Below are 25,193 nucleotides of genomic sequence, written 5' to 3'. Positions count from 1 at the left end.
TGCCCCAGGCGTTCGCCAGCATGGCTTACGCCAGCCCTTCCCCATTCCAGCATGCAATCGCGGCCGGCGCTACCGTCACGCCCGCCTTCGGCATCGATTGTCCCGACGCCAGCGTCCACGCCGGCTTGCCCGTCGACAACTGCGACGCCGACGAATGCGACAACGACCCCATCACGCTGTACCCGAGCTCGCGCCAGGGCGCGCCGTTTTGCGCCATCATTTGGCAGGCGGGACCGGGCGCACTTGCCGAAGCGGACGCGCGGCAGGCCACCCGGCCGCCGCGCGTCCGCCTCTGAACACATGCATGCAGCACCCACGCGCCCGGGGCATTAGCCGCCAGGCAAGCTTGATACTTACTGACTTTACAAGGTTACACACATGGAATGGTTATTTGACCCGACAATCTGGGTCGGCCTGCTGACGCTGGTCGTACTGGAAATCGTACTGGGTATCGACAACCTGATTTTCATCGCCATCCTGGCCGAGAAACTGCCGCCGCACCAGCGCGACAAGGCACGCGTGCTGGGCCTGACCCTGGCCCTCGTCATGCGACTGGGCCTGCTTTCGCTGATTTCCTGGCTGGTCACCCTGACCACGCCACTGTTTTCCCTATGGACATTCTCGTTTTCCGGGCGCGACCTGATCCTGCTCTTCGGTGGCCTGTTCCTGCTGTTCAAGGCGACCAGCGAGCTGCATGAGCGCCTCGAAGGCATCACGCATGCCCAGACGGGCCCGAAAGTCTACGCCGGCTTCGGCCTGGTGGTGGCGCAGATCGTCGTGCTCGACGCCGTCTTCTCGCTCGACGCCGTCATCACGGCCGTCGGCATGGTCGACAATCTGTACGTGATGATGGCGGCCGTCGTCATTTCCATCGTCGTCATGATGCTCGCCTCGAAGGTGCTGACGCGCTTCGTCAACGCCCACCCCACCGTCGTGGTGCTGTGCCTGAGCTTCTTGCTGATGATCGGCCTCTCCCTGGTGGCCGAGGGCCTGGGCTTCCACATTCCGAAGGGCTATCTGTACGCGGCCATCGGTTTCTCGATCATCATCGAGTTCTTCAATCAACTGGCGCGCCGCAACTTCCTCAAGCTGCAGTCGAACGCGCCGCTGCGCGACCGCACGGCGCAAGCCGTCCTGAGCCTGCTGGGCGGGCGCAAGGGCCGCGAAGCCGTCGAAGAGCACGAAGTCAAGGAAGTGCCCGATGCCTCCGCCTTCGGCGTGGAAGAGCGCAACATGGTCAGCGGCGTGCTGACCCTGGCCGAACGCTCGATCCGCTCCGTGATGACGCCGCGCGGCGACGTTTCGTGGGTCAACCTGAACGACAGCAGCGAGAAGATGCTGCAATTGCTGCGCGACACGCCGCACAGCATGATTCCCGTCTGTAATGACGACCTCGACAACGTGGTCGGCATCGCGCGCAGCAAGGACCTGATCGAGGACCTGGTATCGCGCGGCAAGATCGACCCGGCCAGCATGCGCGAAGCCGTCGTCGTGCCGGAAGCGGCCGGCGTGCTGAAAGCCATGGAAACCCTGAAGCGCTCGCGCGGCCAGCTGGTGCTGGTGGTCGACGAGTTCGGCACCGTGCAAGGCGTACTGACGCCGATCGACATCCTCGAAGCCATCGCCGGCGAATTCCCCGACGAGGACGAGCAGCCCGACGTGGAAGTGCTGGGCCCCAGCCACTGGCGCATCGATGGCGCCACCGACCTGCACTACCTGGAGCAGGTGTTCGAGAAGGAAACCCTGGTCAGCGAAGACGGCGACTACAACTCGCTGGCCGGCTTCCTGCTGGCGCATTTTGAAAATATGCCGGCCGTGGGCGAAGTGCTGGAGCTCGATGATCTGCGTTATGAAATCATCGAAGCGGACGAGCGCCGCATCGCCTGCGTGGACGTGCGCCGCATCGAGCCCGATCACAGTTTGTAACACAATGGCAAGCGTGCCCAGCTTGCCATGCCGTATGCTGGGGTCTGCCTTTTTTGGAGACACCAACATGAAACACTCTTTGCTACGCCTGACCCTGCTGGCCTGCGCCGCCTTGGGCGCCCAAGCCAATGTCATGGCCGCCTCGCAAGCCGCCGCCATCAAGCCGGGCCTGTGGCAAGTCGACAGCAAGATGGCCTCGCCGGACGCCGCCACCGACAACGCCATGTCGATGGTGCTGCAGCAGCTGGGCAACCTCCCGCCCGATCAACGCAAGCAGCTGGAAAGCATGGCCGCCAGCCGCGGCATGGCCATGCCCACCGTGGGCGCCGACGGCGCCGTGCGCGTGACGGCGTGCGTGACGCCGGACATGGCCGCGCGCAGGCAGATTCCCACGGGCCAGCCCGGCGATTGCAAATCGAACAACAGAGACATCGCGGGCGGCATGCATGTATCGTTCACTTGCGCCAACCCGAAATCGAGCGGCGAAGGCAAGGTCATGTTCACCGGCGACCAGGCGTTCAACATGCAGCTGGCCGTGACGACCAGCGCACGCGGCACGCCGGAACAGGTGAATGTGACGAGCAATGGCAAGTGGCTGGGCGCCAGCTGCCCGGCCCCGGCGACGACAGCAGCTCAGAAGCCGTGACGGAAACCCAGATTAAAAGCGGCGTCGCCGCGGCCTGCATCGCTGGCATTGCCCACCGTGTAGCGGGCGCCGTTCCTGTTGTGGATCTTCGCGTAGGACGCGTAGAAATCGCTGCGTTTTGACAGCGAATACGTGAGGCCAACGGCGACCTGCGTGGCGTCGCGGTTGGCCAGGTCGCGGTCATCCTTGCGCACCCAGGACGCCAGCAGCTTGAAGCCGCCCACCGGCACGGACACGCCCAGCAAGGTGTCGCGGCTGTCCGAGGACGACATCGACAGGGCCAGCGAGCTGTAGGCGTTGTTCGGGTCCCACGGTGAACTGCCATAGCCCTTGTTCACGCCCACGGCGGCAAAGGCGGTGGCCACTTTCAGGTCGATATTGGCCGCGATCAGGGTGTTGCGGGCCGACATGTCGATGGCGGGCAAGGTGCCGGAGGCGAGGATGAAGTTGTTCTTGCGCTGGTGCGACACGCTGACATTCACGGCGCCGGCCGAATAGCCGAGCGTGGCGCCATACGCGCGGTTGTTGGCGTTGCTGTACGGCGACTCGCCAAAACTGTAGATGGCGCTGGCGGACACGCCGCGCAAGGCGGGCGACACGTATTTGACGGTATTGTCGTAGCGTTTCACGCTGTAGCCGGCCAGGTTGCTGGCGCTGCCGGCCATGCCGCCCTTGAACGGGTCGGCCACATCGGTGAGGGTCAGGTATTGCAGGTTGTACTGGCGGCCCAGGGTCAGCGCGCCCAGGCGGCTGTCGAGGCCCACGTAGGCCTGGCGGCCGAACAGCCGGCCGTCTTCCGACTGGCCCGTGTCGTTCTGCACGCCCGCTTCCAGGGTAAATATGGCGGACACGTCATTGCCCAGCGCTTCGCGGCCCTGCAGCCCCAGGCGCGAGCCGGACGCGACGCCGCCGGACACCTTGCTGCTGGCGCAATTGGCGGCACAGCCCCGCTCGGCAACGATGCCCGCGTCAAGCACGCCGTACACGGCAACGTGACTCGCTGCGGCACTGCCCGCGCCATCGGCGGCCTGGGCCGTCGCGCCCAGCACGAAAGGCCCCATCCCTATCACAGCAAGCGCAACATACGAGGTCTTCATGATAAATATCTCGGTGACGTGGGTGAAACTTCCCGGTATTGATCAGGACATGCGCTGTGTGTCTGATCTCAGTGTTACCTTATCCTCGCTTTTTGTCCAGTCATCCGTGCGTTGCGCAACAGAAACTTCAGCTTAGTCCCGGGAAACACGTCGCGCTCTGACAACACGCAAGTTTGACCGTGATTGTGGCAATCTGCGGCAAAATGGCGTTAAAAGCAGGCCCTGCCGCAAAGCAATGTTCGGTGGCGAACGTTGCGCGATTTGACGCAGGCGGTACACTACTGGTTTTACCGACAGCGGCTCGCCCGTTTTTTTTGCATGCTAGCTATCCTCGAACGCATTGACCCCAACTCCAGCAATATCGACTTGCTGGTGGAATTATTCAACTCACTGCGTCCCAAGCGCCCGCACGACAGCGCTACCGCGATCGCCAACGTGCGCACCCTGCGCCAGCTTCTCAAAGGTAACCCCGCGCAAGCGCGCGCCCTGCACGAATACGTGCTGCGCGTGCTGGCCGCGCGCCGCCACGCCAGCCTGTACACGGACATCGGCGTGCTGTCGAACAGCGGTTTTTTCACCGAATTGAAACGCCGCATCGCCTACCGCATGCTGCCACCCGCCCTGGGCGATGAGTACCTGAACGACGCGCTCGACCAGGTGCTGTACCTGAAGACCGATTATTTGTGGATCAGCAACGTGCCCGCCACGGACTGGCTGGAACTGTTCGACGTGCTCACCAGCGACGACATCGAACTGGCCGTCGGCGACGGCAATATCATGCTGCCCGGCATACTCGACGCCATCCGCACCCTGTCCTACCGCGTCTGCGCCATGGGACTGGAACCGGAACTGACGCGTTTCCACAATGAAATCGAAGTGTTCCAGTCGCCGTTCATGGTGCAGAACACGGAAGTGAACGCCTACCTGGATGCCTACACGAATTTGCTGCAAGGCAATATCGAGCACATTGAGGACGCGCGTCACCTGCTGGTGATGCTCGACCAGTGCGATGCCGTCATCGCCAAGATCCGCAAGAAGGCGCTGTACCAGGGCACCAGCATTCCCCTGACGTATTTATTGGTGGCGCTGGCGCAAAGCATCGACCGCCTGCGCAAGCTGCTGTTCCTGGTCGACACGAGCGGCGAGCTACCCAGCTCCGCCAACGTGGATATCGCCGCCATCACGGTGGATGCCACGCAAGACTTGCTGCACCCGCAACCGGTCAGCCGCCGCCGCGCGGGCGCCGTGGGGCTGGCGCTGGAGCTGATACGCGCGCATAACCACAAGTACAAGGTCAGCGACCTGTTCTCCGACAATATCAACTTGCTGGCGCGCAATGTGACGGAAAACGCCAGCCGCACGGGCGAACATTACATCGCGGAAAACCGCCGCGAGATGGGCGCCATGTTCCTCTCGTCCGCCGGCGCGGGCGTGATCATCGGCTTCATGGCGCTGTTCAAGATATTGATGTCCTACCTGCGCTCGGCGCCGCTGGTCGAAGCGTTCATGTTCAGCATGAATTACTCGATCGGCTTCATGTTCATCCACTTGCTGCATTTCACGGTGGCCACCAAGCAGCCGGCCATGACGGCCTCGCGCATCGCCGCCGGCCTGCACAGCAAGGATGGCCGGAATATCGACCTCGACAGCATGGCGGAACTGATCAACAAGGTTTTCCGCACGCAAAACATGGCCGTGCTGGGCAACCTGGCCACCGCCATCCCCACGGCCTGGCTGATCGCGCTCGGCTACAAGGCGATCACGGGCCACCACCTGGTATCACCGGAAAAAGCCATGCACTTGCTGCACGATATCGACCCCATCGGCAGCCCCGCCATTTTTTACGCCATGATCGCCGGCGTGTGCCTGTTCGTGGCCGGCCTGATTTCCGGCTACTATGACAATCAGGCGCTGTACACGCGCTGGGCGCAGCGCATCGCGCAATTGCGCGGCCTGGGCCGCGTGATCGGCCAGGATCGCTTGCAGCGGCTGGGCTTGTACCTGGAAAACAACCTGGGCGGCCTGATGGGTAACTTCTATTTCGGTATCCTGCTCGGCTCCATCGGCACCCTGGGCTTCCTGATCGGCTTGCCGATCGATATCCGCCACATTACCTTCTCGGCCGCCAACTTTGCCACGGCGCTGGTGGGCCTGGACCACAACATGAGCTGGCAGCTGGCCGTCAAGTCACTGTCGGGCATCTTCGCCATCGGCACGGCCAATTTGCTCGTCAGCTTCGGCCTGGCCCTGTGGGTGGCGCTGCGTTCGCGCCAGGTGCGCTTCAAGCACGGCATGCAATTGTTGAAGATTCTGGGCAAGCGCTTCCTGCGCTCGCCCATCGTCTTCTTCTTCGGCTCGAAAAACCCGCCGCCCCTGGCACTGGCCGATGACTCGGCAAACCTGTCACTGACAAACAAGGCTCAAAAATGATCACCAGGCGCATGCAATCCTGCCTCACCGCCCTACTGCTGTGCTGGACCCTGGCTGCATGCGCCTCGCTGCCCGATGTCAAGAACCTCAACACCACCCTCGAACCGGTGGCCAGGCCCAATGTGATCACAGGCAAGGGCGCCTTGCTGAACGTCAATAGCCGCGCCGCCCTGCTCAACAAGCGCTGGGCCAAATCCGGCATGGACTTGAAGGCCCAGGCCGCGCTGGAAGAGGCGGCCACGGGCGTGCCTTTGATCAAGGGCAACAAGGTCACCCTGCTGTTTGACGGCCCGCAAACCATGGCCGCCATGTTCCGGGCCATCAGCGAAGCGAAAAACAGCATCAACCTGGAAACGTATATCTTCGACCAGGATCCGCTGGGCCTGAAGTTTGCCGACATGCTCATCGAAAAGCAGCAGGCCGGCGTGACGGTCAACGTCATCTACGACAGCGTGGGCACCCTCGGCGTGCCACAGGCGTTTTTCGAACGCATGCGCGCGGCCGGCGTGCACCTGGTAGCCTTCAACCCCGTCAATCCCGCCAAGCTCAAGGGCGAAGACTGGAAAATCAACAACCGCGACCACCGCAAGGTGCTGATCGTCGATGGCAAGACGGCGTTTACGGGCGGCGTCAATATCAGCGATACCTATGCGAAAAGCTCGCTGTTCCGCTCGAAATCGAAACCCACCGACAAGAAGGACGTGGGCTGGCGCGATACCCACGTGAAAGTGGAAGGCCCGGCCGTGGCCGCCTTCCAGTGGCTGTTCATCCGCACCTGGGCCCAGCAAGACCAGGCTGACTTGCCGGACGCCAATTATTTCCCCGTGCTGTCCGAAGTGGGCGACAAGCTGGTGCGCGTGGTCGCCAGCGAACCGGACGGCGGCTTCGAAATCTACAAGGCGTATATTTTAGCCATCCAGGAAGCCAAGAAATCCATCCACATCACGTCCGCCTATTTCGTGCCCGACCAGCAGACGGTCGATGCGCTGGTGGCGGCCGCGAAACGTGGCGTGGACGTCACCGTGGTGCTGCCCGGCGTGTCCGACAGCGGCCTGGTATTCCATGCGGGACACGCGCAGTACGATCAATTGCTGGCCGGCGGCATCCGCATCTTCCACTTGAAACTGGCCGTGCTGCACGCCAAGACGGCCGTCATCGACGGCGCCTGGTCGACCGTGGGTTCGACCAACATCGACATGCGCAGCTTCCTGCATAACAGCGAACTGAACGTGATCGTGCTAGGCGACAGCTTCGGCCGTGAAATGGAAAACGCCTTCCAGGAAGACTTGCGCGACTCGGAAGAGATCACCAGGGCGAAATGGGAAACGCGGCCCATCTCGGACCGCATGAAGGAGTGGGCGGCGCGCTTCATGAACTACTGGCTGTAAGGGAGTCGCCGTCAAAAAGCCCAGGGCGTTGTTGCATTGCCTCGCCGTACTATTCGTACTGTCTTCGGCAACGCGCCTAGCCCTGGCCATTTTGCCGGCCACTCCTGCTACCGCTGCAGGTCGGCGTAGGTCGGCTTAGCGCAGCGTAAGCCGACATCAGCGTAAGCCGACACCATCACGAAAACCACCACCACCGCCAACAATAGCGTCGGATTACGCGCGGCTTCGCCCCGCTAATCGGACCTACAGCGGCAGCAAACTGGCCCACACGCCGCCCTGGCGTGCAAACGCTTCCGTGCTGACCTTTTCAAAGGCGGCGCTGTCTTCATTCCAGCTGTAGCGCTCGACTCTGATGCCGCTGTCTTCGATGCGGACGACATTGAACGAGTTCGACTCGCCCCTGCCCCGCGTTGACGTGGCCGTGCCCGCCTGCACCATCAGGGCAGCGTAGCCGTCGATCTTGTAGCGCGCCGAGGTGTCGCCCGCATGGCTGGCGTGAAAATGGCCGGCCAGCAACAGGTCCACGCCGCATTCGGAAAACATTTGCAGCGCCAGCGGCGCGCGGTCGACCAGGTCATCCTTGTCGAAGTGCTCGGGCAAGTCAAACGGATGATGCGTGACGATGATGCGCGTCAAACCGGGCGGCAAACGCCCCAGGCGTTCACGCAGGACATCGATCTGCTCGTGGCTGATGCGGCCATCCTTGAACGTCAGCGAGCGGGCCGTGTTGATGCCCAGCACGGCGATTTCCTCGTCCACGTATTCGGGCGACAAATCGTCCGTCACGTGGCGCCGGTATTTCACCAGTGGCGTCAGAAAGCGGGAAAAGACGTTATACAGGGGCACGTCATGGTTGCCCGGGACCACGACCTGCGGCCCCGGCAAGCTGTCGAGAAAAGCCCGCGCCTGCTGGAATTGCACGCTGCGGGCGCGCTGCGTCAGGTCGCCCGAGACCACCACCACGTCCGGCTCCAGGCGTTCGACCAGCGCGCGCAGGGGCGCCAGCAGGGCCGCATCGACCCTGCCAAAATGCAAATCGGATAAATGCACGAGGGTACGCATGGCCTACTCCTGGGCGGGCGCCGGCGCGGGCACGATCACCTCCAGCGCTGCCGGACGGATGCGGTAGCGCAGCGGCGTATTCATGATGGTCACTTCGCCATCGGTGGCCACGCGCAGGCGGCGGTGTTTCGTGGCAATTTCCAGATCATTGGCCGTCAGCATATCGAAATCCTTGGCTTGCGACAGTTTGCCGAACAGCGCGTGCAAGGCCAGTTTCAGCAAGCCCAAACGGCCCGGGCGCTGCGCCACGTACAAGCTCAGCTGGCCGCCATTGAGCCGCTCGCGCTCGCCGATATTCAAGCCTTCCATCAGGTATTCATTATTGCCGATGAAGACGAAAGGCGTGCGGCGCGCATGCACGGCGTCATTGAGTTTCAATTGCACGCTGAGGAAGGGATAGCGGCGCAAGGCCGCCAGCAGGGCCCAGCTGAAGGCCAGCCACTTGCCCCGTCCCAGCCGGCGCTGCTGCTTTTCGCGGTCGCGCACGATATCGGGATACAAGCCCAGGCTGGAATTGTTCAGGAAAATGCGGCCATTGACTTCGCCCACGTCGACCTGGTGCCGCACGCCGCGCGCCACATTGGCGATGGCCGCACCGAGGTCGAGCGGGATATTCAAATCCTTGGCGAAATGGTTCAGGGTGCCCAGCGGCAAGACGCCAAACGGCGTGCCGCTGCCGACGACGACAGAGGCGACGGCATTGATGGTGCCGTCGCCGCCGCCGGCCACGATGATGGGCGCGCCATCACGCAGGGCTTGCTCGGCCGTGGAGATCATGTCGGCGCCGCTTTGCGCCAGGGTGATGGCGGCGTCGAGGCCCACGGCAGCAAATTGCGCTTCGAGCTGCTGCGCCCAGTCGGGCGCATAGCCACAGCCGGCGCCCCCGTTGATGATGACTGCAATTTTGGTCAGAACAGTTTCCCCTTATTTGGTTTGCCGGATATGCCGGCGGCGGCGCAGGGTCGACACGCCGGCGATGCAGATGGCCAGCCAGCCATAGCTTTCCGCCATGGCTGCCAGCACATCGCTCAGGTAATGCGCGCCCAGGTAGATGCGGCTGAAACCCACGAGTGCCGCCATCAGGAAGGCGCCCAGCGCGATGGCGATGCGCTTGCCCCAGGCGCCCGGCGCCGTCTGGCAAATCAGGTAGGCGGCCAGCAAGCCGTACAGGGCTGTCGAGGTGGCCGTATGGCCACTCGGAAAGCTGTACGTGCTCAGGGCCGTCTGCAGGAGCGGCTCGTCAAAGCTGGGCCGCGCGCGGACAAAAATGTACTTTAGCAGCAGGTTCAAAAACATGACGCCCGGCATGGTGATGACCAGGGTAAACAGCCAGTAATCGGCACCCTTGCGGTGCAGATACCAGCCCAGCAGGGTCGCCAGGGTGATGGCGCCGAGCACGCCATGCGTATGCGTGACGACCAGCAGGACGCTGGTGACCCACGGCACGGCATGCTGGTTGAACCACTGCGCCACCTGCAGGTCGATCACCGTGATCTGGGCCATGCCCATGACCGCTTCGGCGATCTCGTGGAACACCACGATGGCCACCAGCATCAGCGCCACCCCCACCGTCATGTGCAGGCCCAGCTCGCCTTCGGGCGACAGGCGCGCCTCGACGAAGCGGCGCAGTTTGATGGTCCAGCCCGTGGTCATGCCCATGTCATTCTTCTCTTGCAAACTACTTACTCCTCAAATCAAGCGGGATGATCAAAAAAACCACACCCATAAAAAAATACTGTCTATTCATACAGTAGCTGTGTTTTCATACAGTAGTTATGCTATTCTGATGACTCGTTCAACACATCTCCCTCAAAGGAATTGTCATGGCAACATTGAATAGCGGTTTTGGCTCACGGTTCGGCCTGGAATACGCCCCAAGCTCTTTCCTCGTCCGCATGGGCAAGCGCGAAATCCTCGTCTGCCGCGACTTCCGCAAGCGCTACTACACCGTCAATCCCCTGATCGAGTGCGGTACGGGCATCGAGCCGGGCTATGTTGAAGTGCTGCTGATGCGCCGTTGGTTGCTTATTCTATCCAAGGCGCATTAAGAATGACTTTAAAACATGGTGCTCGCACCCTGTTTTAAAGTCAGCTCGCCCGGCCACGCCGGGAGCGCCTCAGTACCGGCCAGCGACACGCTGGCCGACCCCTCATTACTGTGTGCGTTCCGGTGCGGCCGGGCTGGCAGGTGTTGGCACTGGCAGCACCTTGTCAGACACATTCGCTTCGTACCACAAGGTCACGAACAGCACCATCACGACGGGACCGATGAACAGGCCCACGAGGCCCAGGGTCTCCACGCCGCCCAGAATGCCGAACAACACGGCCAGGAAGGGCAAGCGGGTGGCGTTGCCGATCATGCCGGGACGCACGAAGTGGTCGGCCACGAACAGCACCACGGTGCCCCAGACGGCCACGCCGATGGCGGCGCCGACATTGCCCTGGACGACCAGCAAGGCCGCGGCGCACAGGTAAGCGAGCGGCGCGCCAAACGGGATGATGGCCAGGATGCCGGTGGCGAACGCCCACAGGGCCGGCGACGGCAAGCTGGCGATCGCATAGGCGATGCCGATCAGCACGCCTTCGGCCAGGCCCACCAGCACCAGGCCGTTGACGGTGGCGCGGATAGCGGTCGGGATTTTTTGCGCATAGCGGCCCCAGCGTTCAGGACGCAAAAAATGACTGCCGACGGCCGTGATCTGGCGCGTCAGCGCTTCGCCATCCTTGTAAAAGAAAAACAGGCACAAGAAGGCCAGGCCGAAGTCGACCAGGCGGTGGAATACGTCCGCGCCGAGGATTTTCAGGATGTCGCGCGCGGAATGAAAGCCGCCCACGGCGCTGCCCGCAAAGAAGTGACCCAGACCATGGGGCTGGCTCAGGGTGGCCAGCCACCAGTCACCGATGGCGCTGCCCGCCAGCGGAATATGCGCCACCCAGTCCGGCACGGGCAAGCCCTCGGTATTCGCATGGACGACGAAATTGGCCAGCACGGGCACTTCGCGCGCCGCCTGCGCCACGCCAAACAGCACGGGAATGATGAAGATGCAGGCGAACGCCAGGGTCAGCACGGCTGCCGCGATGATGGTGCGCTGCCCCAGCGCCGCGCGCACGCGCAGGTACAAGGGCCAGGTGGCCACGCACAGGATGCCGGCCCACACGAGCGGCAAAAAGAAACGCTGCATGACGAAGGCCGTCACGGCGATCAGGGCCAGGGAAAAGCCTGCGCTGACGATGTCGCGCTGGGTATCGTTCATGCCACTCCATTCGTGCCTCGCACCGGGGACAGGGACGGGGGCTTGGTTACGCGCCAGTTGCGCAGGCGTAGCGTAACACGGAGGTTCGCCGATTTACACGAGTCCCAGCTCCACCGGTTTGACGCCGGCAAACACGTGCTCGAGTTGCACCGGCGTCAAACCGAAGGTGCGGCGCAGCAAGCCGCCCAGTACGGCGCGGTATTCATTGAGCACGGGCATGTCGCGGTTCTGGAACAAATTCGCCTGCGACATCGCCACCTGCTCGCCCGCCACCTGCTTGCCCTTGATCGCGCCGCCCAGCACCCAGAACACGCTGCCGTGGCCGTGGTCCGTGCCGCGGTTGCCGTTTTCGCGGAAGGTGCGGCCAAATTCGCTGACCACCACCACCACGGTATTGCGCCAGGCGCTGCCCATTTCCTGCGAAAACGCGGCCAGGCCCCGCCCCAGCTCGTCGAAGCGCCCCGCCAGGTAGCCATTGGCGCCACCCTGCCCCACATGCGTATCCCAGCCGCCCACGTCGACGAAACCGATATTGTATTTGTCCTTCATCAAGCGGGCGATGCGCTGCGCTTCCAGTTCAAAACCCTTGGTACTGATGGCGTTGCGGTTGGCCGCCTGCATCTCTCCCGTCAATTCCTTGGTCACATCGTCGCGCACGGCAAAGCCCGCGCTGACCGGTTGCTGCAAGGGCGTGCCCTTGTACATGGCGGCGATGAGCTGGCTTTGACGCGCATCGATGCCCGACTTGCCCACCGAGCGCAGCCCCATGTTCGGCACTTGCACGCCGCCCTGGAAGATCAGGGGCAGCTGGTCGGTGAAGGAAATGGCGTGCATGCCCTGATTGGCATTCAGGCTTTGCGCCAGCCGGTTCAGGAAGCCCGAGCGGAAGTCGCGCCGCCCGCCGATCTCCTGCCCCAGTTCGATGCTGTCCTGCGTATCGAAATGGCTGCGCGTCAAATCCGTCGTGCCCGCAAACGGAATGAAGGCCGCCTCGCCGCCGTTGAACATGGGGTAGATGGTCTCGCGCAAGGCTGGATGCAAGGCCCAGTCGGCGGTCAAAGCCAGCGCGCCGTTGTCCGCACCGGGTTTCGCGATGGCGATATTCGGCCGCGCCGCATAGTAAAAATCGCTGCCGACCGGCACCAGCAGGTTGTTCGCGTCATAGCCGCCGCGCAAAAAGACGAACAACAGCCGGGCATTCGTGGCCGGTGCGGCCAGCAGGCTGCCCGCATGCGACAGCAGGGGCGCGGCGGCCAGGGCTTTCAAGAGGTCACGACGGTGCATGGCGATTCCTTCAATGTCAACTTAGCGGTGCATCATTTCTGGTGATGAGAGCAAGAAGGTGTTCCATTCCTGCGGTGAAGCGGCCTGTTCCAGGGCCTGGCGCGTGGCCGGACTCAAGGTCGGCTGCAGCGACTGGAAATACAGGGCGCTGGCCAGCTGGGGAAACGCGACTTTTTCCTGCGGCTGCGGGCCCTCCGTCTTGAACAGGCCGGCGCTGCCCGAACCGATGGTGCGGGCGATATCGAAACGCGTGGTCATCTGGCCGGGGCTGGCCCAGGACGCATCCGTCATGGGATAGCCATCGGGCGTCTGGCGCCCGTACAGAGGCTGGCCCATGCGCGACAGCCAGTTCAGCATGGGGCCCGCGTTGAGGATGGGCTTATCGTCATAGCTGAGGCGCACGGCCGACACCACATAATGCATGGGGTCCTTGAATTTCTTGCCCAGCGATTGCCTGAATTCGGGACTGTTGAACATGGTCTGCAGCACGTCGGCGATCATGCCGTCGCTTTTCTGGAAGGTGGCGGCCATGCGCGCCACCAGCGGCTCTGGCGGATTGTCGCTGACGAAATACCGGGCCAGCTTGCCGCTGATGAAATGCGCGGTGGCGGGACTGCGGCTGAGGCGGTCCAGCGCTTCGTCGAGTTCGGCCAGCCCCCTGCCCTTCACCGTTTGCCCGAGGAATTGCTTGTCGCCGTAATCGTGGCGGTTCGGATTGAATTCGAACAAGCCCCGGCGCACGTATTGCGATTGCAAGGCCGGTTTCACTTTCGGCGCGTCCGGCCCCAGGTTGACGCCCACGCCGGTCAGGATGCGCGCCAGTTCCTGCACGTCCGCCTGGCTGTAGCCGCCGTTGACGCCCAGGGTGTGCAGCTCCATCAGTTCGCGCGCATAGTTTTCATTGATACGCTTGACGGCGTTGGCTTCATTATCCAGGTAGCGCAACATGGCCGGATGGTGGACGGTCGCGCCCAGCAAGTCGCGAAATTTGCCCAGGGCATGCGGCGCGATGGCGTTCGCCTCGTAATCGCCGACCATGGCGCGCAAGTTGTGCTTGCCCTGATGCACGCTGAAATGGTTGAGCCAAAACCAGCTCAACTGCTGCTGCAACTGGTTCGTCGAATACACATCCAGCAGCAGCGAACGCGTGGCCGCCTCGCGCGCCAGGCGGTTGAGTTCCTGCTGGTAATCCTTTTGCGCCTGCTGCTTGGCCATGTCGTCCATGACGGCGGCCGACTCCTTGCGCTTTTGCTCCATCGACATCACCAATTGATCGAGCGGCACCTGGCTGATCGTCATGGCGTCGATCTGCGCCTGCACGGCGGGCGGCAGGCTGGTTTTGCCTGGGTGTAACTGCGCCCGCAGGTAAGCGCTCCAGCCTTCCTTTTGCAGCTGGCGCACGCTGCCGCCATTCACGCCCCAGCTGACCCGTTCCAGCATGGCGATGCCTTGCGCGGCATTGTCGGGTGCGGCGGCGGCATGCTGCGCGGCCGGCGGCGCCGTCGCAGCGCAGCCGGCCAGCAACAGCAGGCACATCAAGGTCGTCGGCAACAGTCGGTTCGGGTTCATGGCCATCCTTCAAGCGGTTTCATGCACAATGCCTGAGGGTACGCCCAGGTTGACCCGCGCATGATTGCGATTTGCAACGAGTTGTAATCAATGCTGTCATTCTCATCATTGCGCACATTTGTCGCGCAGGAAATCGCGCAGCTGCAGCACCAGCGGCGTCACCTGGGCCCGGTGCATGCACAGCAGTTGCAGGGGCGTGGCCTCGCCCGCCACCTCGGGCAGCAGCACCTGCAGGCGGCCGGCCGCCACGTCGCCGGCAACGTCGAGCCGCGATTTATAGGCGATGCCCAGGCCCGCCACGGCCCAGCGCCGCACCAGCTCGGCATCGTCGGCGCTGCGGTTGCCGCTCACTTGCACGGTGACTTGCTCGCGCTGCGGCAGGCGATAAAAGGTCCAGCGGTCGTGCATGCCATCTTCCAGCGCGAAGCGCAGGCAATTGCGCTGCGACAAGTCTTCCAGCGCCAGCAGGGGGCCGTGCTCGCGCAGGTAAGCGGGCGAAGCCACCAGCACGCGGTCGTTGGCAGGCGCGATGGGCATGGCGACCATGCTCGAATCGTCTTGCTGCCCGTAACGCAGGGCAATATCGACTTGCTGGCGCACCATGTCGGCGACCCGGTCGCTGACGCTGAGCTGGTACTGCAACTTGGGATGGCGCAACTGGAATTCGTCCAGCCAGCCCAGCATCAGGTTGCGACCCAGGTCGGACGGCATGGCAATTTTCAAGGTACCGCCGAAACTGTCCTTGCCGGCCAGCAGCGCGTCGTGGCCCGCGCGCAGCAGGCGCAAGGCTTCGCGCGCATGTTCCAGGTATTGCGTGCCTTCCGGCGTCAGGCTCAGTGAACGCGTCGTGCGGGTCAGCAGGCGCAAGCCCAGCTCCCCTTCCAGGCGCTTGACGGCGGCGCTGGCCAGCGCGGGCGAAATGCCGATCTCGCGCGCGGCCGCCGACAGGCTGCCCCGGTCGGCCGTGCGGACAAACACCTGCAAGTCATCGAGTCGCAGCAATTTTCAGCATTCCTTTGAAAGTGTTTCGGCACACGCCCTCTTTTTCCCTGGCGAGAAAATGGCCATGATACGTCATCAAGCCTGTATGGCGTAGGTCGGATTAGGTCCGAAGGACCGTAATCCGACAACATTGTTGGCGTGGCCGATGGTGGTGTCGGATTACGCGCGGTACAGCCGCGCTAATCCGACCTACCCAACTCCATCACTGTTTTACCAAAGGAAGAATATGAAAGCCATCGCCTACCACCACAGCCTGCCCATCACGGATACCGACGCCCTGCTCGACATCGAACTGCCCACGCCCGTCGCCACGGGGCGCGACCTGCTCGTCGCCGTGCACGCCATCTCCGTCAACCCCGTCGATGCCAAGGTGCGCAAGAACCGCGCGCCGAAAGAGGGCCAGCCGGAAGTGCTGGGCTGGGATGCGGCCGGCGTCGTCACGGCCGTCGGCCCCGACGTGACCCTGTTCCAGGTGGGAGATAAAGTCTGGTACGCGGGCGCCATCAACCGCCCCGGCAGCAACAGCGAATTTCAATTAGTCGACGAGCGCATCGTCGGCCACATGCCCGCCAGCCTGGACTTTGCGCCGGCCGCCGCCCTGCCCCTCACAGCGATTACGGCCTGGGAATTGCTGTTCGACCGCCTGCAGCTCAGCCGCGACAAGCGTCTGACGGGCAAGTCGCTTCTCGTGATCGGCGCGGCCGGCGGCGTCGGCTCCGTGCTGGTGCAGCTGGCGCGGCAATTGACGGGTGTCACCATCATCGGCACGGCCTCGCGCGCGGAAACGGCCGACTGGGTGAAGGAACTGGGCGCCCACCACGTGATCGACCACAGCCTGCCGCTGGCGCAGGAAATCACGCGCCTGGGTTTACCGCCCGTCGACTATGTGATCAGCCTGAACCAGACTGACAAGCATTTCGAGCAGATCGTCGAACTGATCGCGCCGCAAGGCAAGTTCGCCCTGATCGACGACCCCGAGCACATCGACGTGCGCAAGTTCAAGGGCAAGAGCGTGTCGCTGCACTGGGAGCTGATGTTTACCCGATCGCTGTTCCAGACGGCCGACATGATCAAACAGCATGAACTGCTGGAAGAACTGGCGCAGCTGGTGGATGCCGGCGTCATCAAGACCACCCTGGCCGAGCGCTTCGGCACGATCAATGCGGCGAATTTGAAGCGCGCGCATGCCCTGCTGGAAAGCAACACAGCAAAAGGGAAAATCGTGCTGGAAAACTTTAACTAATCAGGTAATCAGGATGGCCCGGAAATCATTGACGTTGGTCAAGGTCGGGCCAGTGACCACGGAGTCTCCCAGCGCCTGGAAAAAGCCGTGGCCATCGTTGTTGTCGAGGCTGTCGCGCGGCTTGATGCCCAGCGCCCAGGCGCGCCGCAGGGTATCGGGCGCCAGAAGCGCGCCGGCGATGTCTTCCTGGCCGTCGACGCCATCCGTGTCGCCGGCCAGCGCGTCGATGCCCGCGTGGCCATCGAGCGCGATGCCCAGCGCCAGCAGGAATTCCACGTTGCGTCCGCCGCGCCCGTTGCCACGCACGGTGACCGTCGTTTCGCCGCCCGACAGCAGCACGCACGGGGCGGGAAACGGCTGGCCCCGCTGCACCGTTTGCAGCGCGATGCCGGCCATCACCTTGCCCACATCCCTCGCCTCGCCTTCCAGGCTGTCGCCTAATATATATGGCGTGACGCCGGCCGCGCGCGCCACGGCTGCCGCCGCTTCCAGCGCCATCTGCGGCGTGGCGATCAAGGTCGTGCGCGTGCGCGCCAGGCGCGGGTCACCGGGTTTCACGGATTCGCCGCGCCCGCTTTCCAGGGTTGCTCGTATGCTGTCCGGCAAGTCCATGCCGTAGCGGCGCACGATAGCCAGCGCATCGTCGCAGGTGGTGGCGTCGCTTACCGTGGGGCCGGAAGCGATATCGCCCAGCTTGTCGCCGGGCACGTCGGAAATGGCCAAAGTGATGACTTGCGCCGGATGGCAGGCGGCCGCCAGCCGGCCGCCCTTGATGGCGGACAAATGGCGGCGCACGCAATTCATTTCGCCGATGGTGGCGCCCGAGGCCAGCAGCGCGCGGTTCAAGGCTTGCTTGTCTTCCAGGCTGATGCCGTCCAGCGGCAAGGCCAGCAGCGACGAGCCGCCGCCCGAGATCAGGCACAGCACCGTATCGTCCGCCTGCAAATTACCCACCAGGTCGAGCATGCGCTGCGCGGCCGCCATGCCGGCCGCGTCCGGCACAGGGTGCGACGCTTCCACGATTTCGATGCGTTCGCACGGCACGGCATAGCCGTAGCGCGTCACCACGAGGCCAGACAACGGCCCCGGCCAGTGCTGTTCCACGGCTTGCGCCATGGCGGCCGACGCCTTGCCGGCGCCGATGACGATCAGCCGTCCCTTGGGCGCGGGCGGCAGATGGGGCGGTATGCAGTGCGACGGCTGGGCCGCTTCGATGGCGGCCTGGAACATGGCTTGCAGCAAGGCACGCGGCGCTGGGGTGGTCGTCATGGTGTTTCCTCCGGTATCCGAACCCGATCATAGCAGGGACGGCGCCGCCCGGAGGCTACAATGGCGGCTTGATCACGAACAGGAATGCAATGAGCGACGCCATCGAATGGACCAGTCTGGCCCGCACTTTCGGGCTGTTTACCGTCACGGCCGTGGCCGAACTGCTGGGCTGCTACCTGCCCATGCTGTGGCTGAGCAACAAGGGCAGCGCCTGGCTGCTGTTGCCGGCCGCCATTAGCCTCTTGATCTTCGTGTGGCTGCTGACCTTGCATCCGGCTGCCAGCGGCAGGGTGTATGCCACGTATGGCGCCATCTATATCGCCACGGCGCTGGGTTGGCTGTGGCTGGTGGACGGCATCACGCCCGCCTGGACCGACATCGCTGGCGTGGGCCTGGCCCTGGCCGGCGCCGCCGTCATTGCCATGGGGCACAAGACGGCTTGATATGCCTCAGGCACCATGCGCGCGGAAGTTCGTTTCCGCCGACCACGCCGCGCTGGCGCGGGCCAGCAACACGGCTTCGCCATCGGCCAGCCAGTCGTCCGCATCGGCAATCTTCCACATGGCTTGCAGCAGCTTGCGGCGCAAGTCGGGATCATCAATTTCATCGAGCAGGCTGTCGATCACGCCATTGGCCAGTTGCACCGCGCCATGCACGGTCGAGGTCAGCATGTCGTCGCACAGGTCTTGCAGCAACTGCTGAAAAGCGGCCGGCGCCAGGTCGATATGCTCGAGGATCTTGCTGCGGTGCATCGCTTGCAGCTCGGCACTGGCCAGGTTGCCGTCGACCACCATCATCAGGGCCAAAATACGTCCCGCTGCCTGGGGACTGTTCGCTTCATAGGTACGCATGATTTTTTACTTTCTCAGTTAATTAATTAAAAGGCGCGCCACCGCCCTGCGGGGCGCGCCGTACTGCTGTTTATTTCTTCTCGCTGCGGGTGATGAACACGCTCGCCACACAGCTCGATACGATCAGCACTGCCACCACCAGCAACGACGCTTCCACCGGCACGTGGTACCACGGCATGATCAGCATCTTGGCGCCGATGAACACCAGCACCATCGCCAGGCCATACTTGAGCATGTGGAAGCGGTCAGCCACATCCACCAGCAGGAAGTACAGGGCACGCAAGCCCATGATGGCGAACAGGTTCGACGTGAAGACGATGAACGGGTCCGTCGTGATGGCGAAAATCGCCGGGATCGAATCGACCGCGAACACCAGGTCCGTCACCTCGATCAGGATCAGCACCAGGAACAGCGGCGTGACATAACGCAAACCGCCCTTTGCCACGAAGAAACGCTCGCCATGGTCGCCATCGGCCACCCGCAAGTGGCGGCGGGCAAAGCGCAGCACCGGGTTGTTCGCCACGTCCGGTTCCGCATCGGCCGCCACCAGCATGCGCATGCCGGTAATCAACAGGAACGCGCCAAACAGGTACAGCACCCAGCTGAACTCGCTTACCACCCAGGCGCCGGCCATGATCATCACGGCACGCATGACGATCGCGCCCAGCACGCCATAAATCAACACGCGGCGCTGGTACTGGATCGGCACCTGGAAGGCGCTGAAGATCAGCAGGAAGACGAACACGTTATCGACCGACAGCGCTTTCTCGATCAGGTAGCCGGAGAAAAATTCCAGCGCCTTCTGATTGGCGATCTCGGGTCCGGCCGTGCCGTTCAGATACCACCACAGGCCGCCGTTGAACAGCAGGGCCAGGCTGACCCACACCAGCGACCACGTCGCCGCTTCCTTGACGCTGACCTTGTGCGCCTTGTTGCCGCCGAAGACGAACAAGTCCAGCGCCAGCATCACCAGAACAAAGGCGATGAAGCCGGCCCACATGGGTGCCGTTGCAATACTCTCCAGGCCGTTCATCGCTGGCCTCCGCAACTGTCTGTTTCTATCCTGATGCCCATGGCACTCTCCTTGCATGAATTGAGCAGCCATCATAGTCTGAATATAAACATCGAACAAATCGAATATAATTGACAAATACATCGAAAAACTCGATGCATTAGCTTTAGGGAAAAACATGTCGACACTCAACTTCAAGCACTTGCGCTATTTCTGGATGGTGGCCAAGACGGGCAGCATCGCGCGCGCGGCCGAGCAGCTGCACCTGACGCCGCAATCGATTTCCGGACAGCTCAGCGAATTTGCCGACACCCTGGGCGTGGAACTGTTCCGCCGCAGCGGGCGCCAGCTGGAATTGACGGACACGGGCCGGCGCATCCTCAGCCATGCCGAAAGCATTTTCAGCACGGGCGATGAATTGCTGGAAATCGTGCGCGACCAGTCGCGCACCACGACAACGACGTTTCGCGTGGGTTGCGCCGATTCCGTCTCGAAACTGATCGCCTGCCGCCTGGTCGAACCGGCGCTCAGCCTGGCCGAACCGCTGCGCATCATTTGCCGCGAAGGCCGGCTGGCCAGCCTGCTGGCGGACCTGGCCGTGCACCGCCTGGACCTGATCATCGCCGACCGCCCCATGCCGTCCCATTTGAGTGTGCGCGGCTACAACCATTTGCTGGGCGAAAGCGGCATGACCCTGTTCGGCACGCCGGAACTGGCCGCCACCCTGAGCGGCGGCTTCCCGCTATGCCTCGATGGCGCGCCGCTGCTGCTGCCGGGCGAAGACTTCGCCATCTACGGGCGCTTGCTGCAGTGGCTCGGCGACAAGCACCTGCACCCGCGCATCGTGGGCGAGTTCGACGACAGCGCCATGATGCAGGCCTTCGGCCAGTCCGGCGCGGGCCTGTTCTTTGCCCCCACCGTGATCGCACCCCAGGTGTGCGAACAGCATGCCGTGGTGGCGCTGGGCCGGGTCGACAGCCTGGTCGAGCAAGTGTATGCGATCACCACGGAACGGCGCCTGAGCCACCCCGCCACCATCGCCATCAGCCAGAGCGCGCGGCACGAGCTGTTCGTGTAGCAGTTCCACAACTGAAGGTCACAATTAAAACCCCGCAAATACATTTGAACAAATACATCTATATAATGGCAAGTCTTCCCGACGCCCTGCGCGCCCCTTCCTGGACTTGCCGCAATGAAGCACTTGCACGACATCCCCTCTGCCTTCAAGCATGAATTTGCCAACCCGCGCCTGTGGTGGTCGCGCGCCGTCGTCGTCGGCATGGCCGCCATCGCGGGGCTCGTCGTCGTGGGCTTTACCTGGCTGGCGGACGAAGCGCTGGAGCTGTTCCTGTTTTTTAACGGCAAAGCCTGGTGGTTCGCTCTGCTGTGGACACCGGCCTGCGCCGCCCTGCTGGTCTGGCTGACGCGCCGCTACGCCATCGGTGCGGCCGGTTCCGGCATCCCGCAAGTGATGGCCACCCTGGACCCGGCCGTGGCGCCCGAGCAGCGTTCGCTGTTCGTGTCCCTGAAACTGAGTGCCGCGAAAATCGTCCTGACGGCGGGCGGCTTGCTGGGGGGACTCTCGCTGGGGCGCGAAGGGCCGTCCGTGCAAATCGCCGCCGGCGTGATGCTGGCCGCGCGCCGCCTGCTGCCGCGTCATTCGCAGGTGAGCGCCCATTCCCTGCTGGTGGCCGGTGGCGCGGCCGGCATCGCGGCCGCTTTCAACACGCCGCTGGCGGGCGTCATGTTTGCCATCGAAGAATTGTCGCGTTCGCCCGAGCAGCGCAACAGCGGCCTGATCGTCGCTGGCATCGTGCTGGCCGGCATGATGGCCGTCTCGATCCACGGCAACGCCACGCATTTCGGCATCATCCATCCTGGCCCCATCGGCCTGGCGCTGGCCTTGCCGGGATTGCTCGTGACCCTGGTCGCGGGTGTGGCTGGCGGCCTGTTCGCCCGGCTGCTGCTGGCCTCCGCCCGCGGCAACCCGCTGGGGAAATTGTCCGCGTGGAGAAAGGGCCGGCCCGTGCTGTTCGCCGCCGTCTGCGGTGTGCTGGTGGCGGCCATCGGCATCGCCAGCCATGGCGCCACGTTCGGCAGCGGCACCGTGGCCACGCGCGCCATGCTGGAAGGTTCCAGCGACGCCTCGCCCGCCTTTGTCGCCTTCAAATATGTGGCCACGTGGCTGACCGTCTGGTCGGGCGTGCCGGCCGGCATCTTCGCACCGTCGCTGGCCATCGGCGCCGGCATCGGCCACGATATCGCCGTGCTGCTGCACTACCCGCACGCGCCCGCCCTGATCGCGCTGGGCATGGTGGGTTTCCTGGCCGCCGCCACGCAGGCGCCGCTGACGGCGTTTATCATTGTCATGGAAATGGTCGACGGCCACGGCATGGTGCTGAGCCTGATGGCCTGCGCCGTGGTGGCCAGCACCGTCTCGCGCGTGCTCAGCGAACCGCTGTACGGGGCGCTGGCGCAACTGCAGCTGCAACGGCTGCCGGCGCCGCCCAACTAGAAATGGCTGCAGGGGCGCAGCAAGCTGCCATCCTGCCATGCGCAGACGGTGCGCGTGCCATCCTCGGCCCAGCTGTGTTCCAGGCCGTGTTTTTGTCCGTGCAGGTAATGGAAGCGCGACTTTTCACGGCCATCCGGCCACCAGGCCTCGTACAGGCCATCGCGCTGGCCATCCAGATACGCTCCCCGCTCGGCCAGCCTGCCGTTCGGATGAAACGCCGTCACTTCACCCACCAGCACGCCATCGGCGAAATGCGCGCGGTTGCTGATCTGTCCCTGCGCGTCAAAGCTCAGGTACTCGCCATCGGCGGGCTGGCCCGCCTGGTAGCGCAATGCATGACTGAGCTGGCCATTCGGATGGTAGTGGCTATGCAAGCCTTCGTACTCGCCGTCGCGGTAAGCCTTGCGGCTTTTCACCGTGCCATCCGCATGGTAGGCGACGTTCACGCCGTCGAAATCGCCCTCCCCGTTGCGCTCTTCCAGCAGGCCCAGTTGGCCATCGGCGAAATACACGCTGCGCTGATAGGCGTAGCGCGGCGACGCCACGTCGGCACTCAGCAACCACGCATCCATGTGCAGCTTGCCTGGCGGCTGCGCGAAATGCAGCTGCCAATGCCAGGCCTGGCGGACCGCATCGTGGCGCAGCGGCGCGCGCTGCTCGTACATGGCTGCAGCGGGCGCGGCGGGCTGGTAATCCGCGTCGAAAAACTCGGAAGCCGGCGACTGTTCGGAAGGCAAGGCCGGGGTGGCCATGCAAATGGCGGAAGAACCGGCCAGGACGGCGGCCAGCAAAACGGAATTGATTATCTTCAATGCATGCTTTCATCAACGCTGCGACAGCGCCGATGATAATGGCAAGCGGGGCGCTCCAGCCACACGCTTGCCTTGGGATTACATGGTGAAAGGAAACGGCTGCATGCCCGCCTGGCGGTCGTCTGGGGCGACCACGGCCAGCAAGGCGCTCAAACCCTGGTTCAGGTGCGCCAGGTTGTCGGGGTCCAGCTGGGCCAGCGCACTGGGCAGCAAGCCGCGCGCCGGCTGCGGCGCGCCGGCGATCACGGCCTGGCCCTCCGCCGTCAGGGTGAGCGTGACCACGCGCTGGTCGGGCTGGTCGCGCGCCTTGCGTACATAGGTTTTCTTTACCAGCGCGTCGACCAGGTTGCTGGCCGTCGTCTGGTGGATAGACATCTTGCTTGCCAGTTCGCCCATGCGCAGGCCTGGGCGCTCCAGCAATTCCTGCATCACCCACAATTGCGCGCCCGATACGCCACATTGCTTTTCGATCTGCGCCGAGTGCCGCTGCGCCGCGCGCATGACGACGCGCATGTTTTGCAAGGCCAGGCCCTGTGCCCGGGCCACCGCCGAACCTTCCGCTTCCACCACCATTGCCTCCAGTTATCAGACCCGGCTGCGCGCCCGCTGGCGGGCCGGAATCCCTGCATGATACCTGCAAAGGAAGCACTCGACTAACTGCCTGTTACAGGCTGTCCATCGCGCCACGCCTGTTCCAGCACCAGCTTGCCGGCCTGGTCCCACTGGCGCTCGATGCCGTGCTTCTTGCCGTGTTCGTACGGCACGATCTGCCGCAGGCTGCCATCGCTGTACCAGGTCTGCAGCAAGCCGTGGCGCTGGCCTTCGACAAACGGCGTCACGCTGGCGCGCACGCCGTTGGCATGCCAGTCCGTCGTGTCGCCATGGTCGCGCCCCTGCGCGTCTTTTTGCCACGCAAACACGGGCCGGCCATTCGGGGCCCACGTTTGCAAGCTGAGCACGGCACCTTTCTGGTACAGCGTCTTGTTCGACACGACGCCATTGCCATGGCTTTCAAACGACCAGCCGTCGGGCTGGTCGTGCACCCACATGGTCCTGGCCAGCACGCTGCCATCCTGGGCAACCGTGACAAACTCGCCCTCGCGCTTGCCATCGACGAACTGCCCCCGCTGGAACAGCTTGCCATCGGCATAAAACGATTCCTGCACGCCATGCATCTGGCCATGGCGTCGATACGAACGGCTGCTGACGGCGCCATTCGCGGCATACGACACTTGCTCGCCATCGGCCATCTCGTCGCCGTGATACAGCGTCTTGTGCGCCAGCTGGCCATTCTCGTGATACGTTTCCGAGATGCTGTCGCGCCCGTTCGGCAAGGCGGTCACCCGCTGCTGGACCTGGCCATTCTCGAAGTACACGCTGCCGCCGAGCAGCTCCTCGCCCTGGGCATTGAAGTAGGTTTCGCGCAGCAGTTGGCCATTCTCGTGGTAGTACTTGCGAAAACGCACGAACCTGACCTGGCTCAAGTCAAGGTCGGTGGTGTAGGTTTCAAAGGCCAGCACGCCTGGCGTGTCGGGAAATTCGAGCCGCACATGCCAGGCGCCCAGCGCCTCGTCGCGCACGGGCGGCGTGCGCAGCGCATACACGGCGCGGCGCTCGTTGCTGGGCATGAAATTTTCATCCAGATACATGGTCTGCTGTTCCTCCTGTACGGTTGGCGTTGGCGCCGCTGCCAGTTCCTGTGCCGCCAGCGGCAAGGCCGCACCCAGCGCGGCGGCCAGCAGCCAGCGCAGCGTTTGTTGATTCTTCATGTTGCCCCAATGATCATGTTGCTTTGCGGCCACCATCATAAAGGCAAGCGCCGTTCGCCATGGG

At 63.5% G+C, this 25,193-nt stretch carries 24 protein-coding genes; 10 read left to right on the top strand and 14 right to left on the bottom strand.

Translation table 11 applies throughout. The features are described from left to right. Positions 1 to 20: 20 nt before the first annotated feature. The 3 genes from ACP7DW_RS24330 (at position 21) to ACP7DW_RS24320 (ending at position 2,572) form a co-directional block, all read left to right on the top strand. Positions 21 to 296 (top strand): hypothetical protein, encoded by a 276-nt coding sequence (locus ACP7DW_RS24330; RefSeq protein ID WP_426057004.1) that lies wholly within the window; start codon positions 21 to 23, stop codon positions 294 to 296. 82 nt (positions 297 to 378) lie between these two features. Then, on the top strand, positions 379 to 1,926 hold the full coding sequence (locus ACP7DW_RS24325; protein ID WP_426057005.1) for a TerC family protein: 1,548 nt from the start codon (positions 379 to 381) through the stop codon (positions 1,924 to 1,926). A 67-nt stretch (positions 1,927 to 1,993) separates the two neighbouring features. After that, positions 1,994 to 2,572, top strand: a complete 579-nt coding sequence (locus tag ACP7DW_RS24320) for a DUF3617 domain-containing protein (RefSeq protein WP_298409143.1) — start codon at positions 1,994 to 1,996, stop codon at positions 2,570 to 2,572. Here the strand turns inward: ACP7DW_RS24320 and ACP7DW_RS24315 are convergent. Then, on the bottom strand, positions 2,560 to 3,669 hold the full coding sequence (locus ACP7DW_RS24315) for a porin (protein WP_426057006.1): 1,110 nt from the start codon (positions 3,667 to 3,669) through the stop codon (positions 2,560 to 2,562). The genes ACP7DW_RS24320 and ACP7DW_RS24315 overlap by 13 nt on opposite strands. Positions 3,670 to 3,987: 318 nt before the next feature. On the opposite strand from ACP7DW_RS24315, the gene ACP7DW_RS24310 reads away from it, so the two are divergent. Both ACP7DW_RS24310 and cls read left to right on the top strand, forming a co-directional pair. Continuing rightward, positions 3,988 to 6,099, top strand: coding sequence for a site-specific recombinase (locus ACP7DW_RS24310; protein WP_141172336.1), 2,112 nt, complete (start codon positions 3,988 to 3,990; stop codon positions 6,097 to 6,099). Next, entirely contained in the window at positions 6,096 to 7,487 is a 1,392-nt protein-coding gene (gene cls / locus ACP7DW_RS24305; RefSeq protein ID WP_426057007.1) for a cardiolipin synthase, read from the top strand. The genes ACP7DW_RS24310 and cls overlap by 4 nt, the downstream gene beginning before the upstream one ends. A 243-nt stretch (positions 7,488 to 7,730) precedes the next feature. Here cls and ACP7DW_RS24300 read toward each other — a convergent pair whose 3' ends face one another. The 3 genes from ACP7DW_RS24300 to ACP7DW_RS24290 are packed head-to-tail and all read right to left on the bottom strand — an operon-like array spanning position 7,731 to position 10,226. Further along, the gene (locus ACP7DW_RS24300; protein WP_426057008.1) at positions 7,731 to 8,549 is read right to left on the bottom strand and encodes a metallophosphoesterase family protein; all 819 of its coding nucleotides are present in this window, start codon (positions 8,547 to 8,549) and stop codon (positions 7,731 to 7,733) included. Positions 8,550 to 8,552: 3 nt separating this feature from the next. Then, complete coding sequence (locus ACP7DW_RS24295; RefSeq protein ID WP_426085174.1) at positions 8,553 to 9,440, bottom strand: diacylglycerol/lipid kinase family protein; 888 nt, start codon at positions 9,438 to 9,440, stop codon at positions 8,553 to 8,555. Between the two features lie 33 nt (positions 9,441 to 9,473). Continuing rightward, positions 9,474 to 10,226 (bottom strand): phosphatase PAP2 family protein, encoded by a 753-nt coding sequence (locus ACP7DW_RS24290; protein ID WP_426057009.1) that lies wholly within the window; start codon positions 10,224 to 10,226, stop codon positions 9,474 to 9,476. Positions 10,227 to 10,372: 146 nt separating this feature from the next. On the opposite strand from ACP7DW_RS24290, the gene ACP7DW_RS24285 reads away from it, so the two are divergent. Then, positions 10,373 to 10,597, top strand: a complete 225-nt coding sequence (locus ACP7DW_RS24285) for a hypothetical protein (RefSeq protein ID WP_010396348.1) — start codon at positions 10,373 to 10,375, stop codon at positions 10,595 to 10,597. A 105-nt stretch (positions 10,598 to 10,702) separates the two neighbouring features. On the opposite strand, the gene ACP7DW_RS24280 is transcribed toward ACP7DW_RS24285, so the two are convergent. From ACP7DW_RS24280 to ACP7DW_RS24265, 4 genes are all read right to left on the bottom strand, one after another. Then, positions 10,703 to 11,803 carry an AI-2E family transporter gene (locus ACP7DW_RS24280; protein ID WP_426057010.1) on the bottom strand — a complete coding sequence of 367 codons (1,101 nt, stop codon included), beginning with the start codon at positions 11,801 to 11,803 and terminating at the stop codon, positions 10,703 to 10,705. A 93-nt stretch (positions 11,804 to 11,896) separates the two neighbouring features. Then, positions 11,897 to 13,087 carry a DUF1501 domain-containing protein gene (locus ACP7DW_RS24275; RefSeq protein ID WP_426057011.1) on the bottom strand — a complete coding sequence of 397 codons (1,191 nt, stop codon included), beginning with the start codon at positions 13,085 to 13,087 and terminating at the stop codon, positions 11,897 to 11,899. Between the two features lie 21 nt (positions 13,088 to 13,108). Continuing rightward, a complete protein-coding gene (locus ACP7DW_RS24270; protein ID WP_426057012.1) occupies positions 13,109 to 14,656 on the bottom strand; it encodes a DUF1800 domain-containing protein in 1,548 nt (515 codons plus the stop codon). A gap of 105 nt (positions 14,657 to 14,761) precedes the next feature. Then, positions 14,762 to 15,658 (bottom strand): LysR substrate-binding domain-containing protein, encoded by an 897-nt coding sequence (locus ACP7DW_RS24265; RefSeq protein ID WP_426057013.1) that lies wholly within the window; start codon positions 15,656 to 15,658, stop codon positions 14,762 to 14,764. 226 nt (positions 15,659 to 15,884) lie between these two features. Between ACP7DW_RS24265 and ACP7DW_RS24260 the strand changes: the two genes are divergently transcribed. After that, on the top strand, positions 15,885 to 16,901 hold the full coding sequence (locus ACP7DW_RS24260) for a zinc-binding alcohol dehydrogenase family protein (protein ID WP_426057014.1): 1,017 nt from the start codon (positions 15,885 to 15,887) through the stop codon (positions 16,899 to 16,901). Here ACP7DW_RS24260 and ACP7DW_RS24255 read toward each other — a convergent pair whose 3' ends face one another. After that, positions 16,902 to 18,170, bottom strand: coding sequence for a glycerate kinase type-2 family protein (locus ACP7DW_RS24255; RefSeq protein WP_426057015.1), 1,269 nt, complete (start codon positions 18,168 to 18,170; stop codon positions 16,902 to 16,904). It lies immediately after the preceding gene. 89 nt (positions 18,171 to 18,259) lie between these two features. On the opposite strand from ACP7DW_RS24255, the gene ACP7DW_RS24250 reads away from it, so the two are divergent. After that, complete coding sequence (locus tag ACP7DW_RS24250; RefSeq protein WP_219135713.1) at positions 18,260 to 18,613, top strand: YnfA family protein; 354 nt, start codon at positions 18,260 to 18,262, stop codon at positions 18,611 to 18,613. 6 nt (positions 18,614 to 18,619) lie between these two features. Here the strand turns inward: ACP7DW_RS24250 and ACP7DW_RS24245 are convergent, their stop codons facing one another. Together ACP7DW_RS24245 and ACP7DW_RS24240 are read right to left on the bottom strand one after the other, a co-directional pair. Then, positions 18,620 to 19,021, bottom strand: coding sequence for a TerB family tellurite resistance protein (locus ACP7DW_RS24245; RefSeq protein WP_100876195.1), 402 nt, complete (start codon positions 19,019 to 19,021; stop codon positions 18,620 to 18,622). Between the two features lie 70 nt (positions 19,022 to 19,091). After that, positions 19,092 to 20,054 carry a TerC family protein gene (locus ACP7DW_RS24240; protein ID WP_426057016.1) on the bottom strand — a complete coding sequence of 321 codons (963 nt, stop codon included), beginning with the start codon at positions 20,052 to 20,054 and terminating at the stop codon, positions 19,092 to 19,094. Positions 20,055 to 20,211: 157 nt separating this feature from the next. Here ACP7DW_RS24240 and nhaR point away from each other — a divergent pair, with 157 nt between their 5' ends. Beyond that, positions 20,212 to 21,111: a transcriptional activator NhaR gene (nhaR, locus tag ACP7DW_RS24235; protein WP_426057017.1), complete on the top strand. Its 900-nt coding sequence runs from the start codon at positions 20,212 to 20,214 to the stop codon at positions 21,109 to 21,111. 114 nt (positions 21,112 to 21,225) lie between these two features. Continuing rightward, positions 21,226 to 22,548 (top strand): chloride channel protein, encoded by a 1,323-nt coding sequence (locus ACP7DW_RS24230; RefSeq protein WP_426057018.1) that lies wholly within the window; start codon positions 21,226 to 21,228, stop codon positions 22,546 to 22,548. On the opposite strand, the gene ACP7DW_RS24225 is transcribed toward ACP7DW_RS24230, so the two are convergent. The 3 genes from ACP7DW_RS24225 to ACP7DW_RS24215 all read right to left on the bottom strand — a co-directional run bounded on the left by ACP7DW_RS24225 (position 22,545) and on the right by ACP7DW_RS24215 (position 25,129). Then, on the bottom strand, positions 22,545 to 23,360 hold the full coding sequence (locus ACP7DW_RS24225) for a toxin-antitoxin system YwqK family antitoxin (protein ID WP_426057019.1): 816 nt from the start codon (positions 23,358 to 23,360) through the stop codon (positions 22,545 to 22,547). The two genes, ACP7DW_RS24230 and ACP7DW_RS24225, sit on opposite strands and share 4 nt — an antisense overlap. A gap of 78 nt (positions 23,361 to 23,438) precedes the next feature. Further along, entirely contained in the window at positions 23,439 to 23,933 is a 495-nt protein-coding gene (locus ACP7DW_RS24220) for a MarR family winged helix-turn-helix transcriptional regulator (RefSeq protein ID WP_426057020.1), read from the bottom strand. Between the two features lie 80 nt (positions 23,934 to 24,013). Next, the gene (locus tag ACP7DW_RS24215; protein WP_426057021.1) at positions 24,014 to 25,129 is read right to left on the bottom strand and encodes a toxin-antitoxin system YwqK family antitoxin; all 1,116 of its coding nucleotides are present in this window, start codon (positions 25,127 to 25,129) and stop codon (positions 24,014 to 24,016) included. Positions 25,130 to 25,193: the final 64 nt, after the last annotated feature.

It is taken from the genome of Janthinobacterium sp. PSRC1-1 (genome assembly GCF_049897525.1).
Classification (GTDB): Bacteria; Pseudomonadota; Gammaproteobacteria; order Burkholderiales; family Burkholderiaceae_D; genus Janthinobacterium; species Janthinobacterium tructae.
The sequence above is the reverse complement of the archived record's forward strand: the minus strand, read 5'-3'. Positions and strand labels throughout refer to the sequence as shown.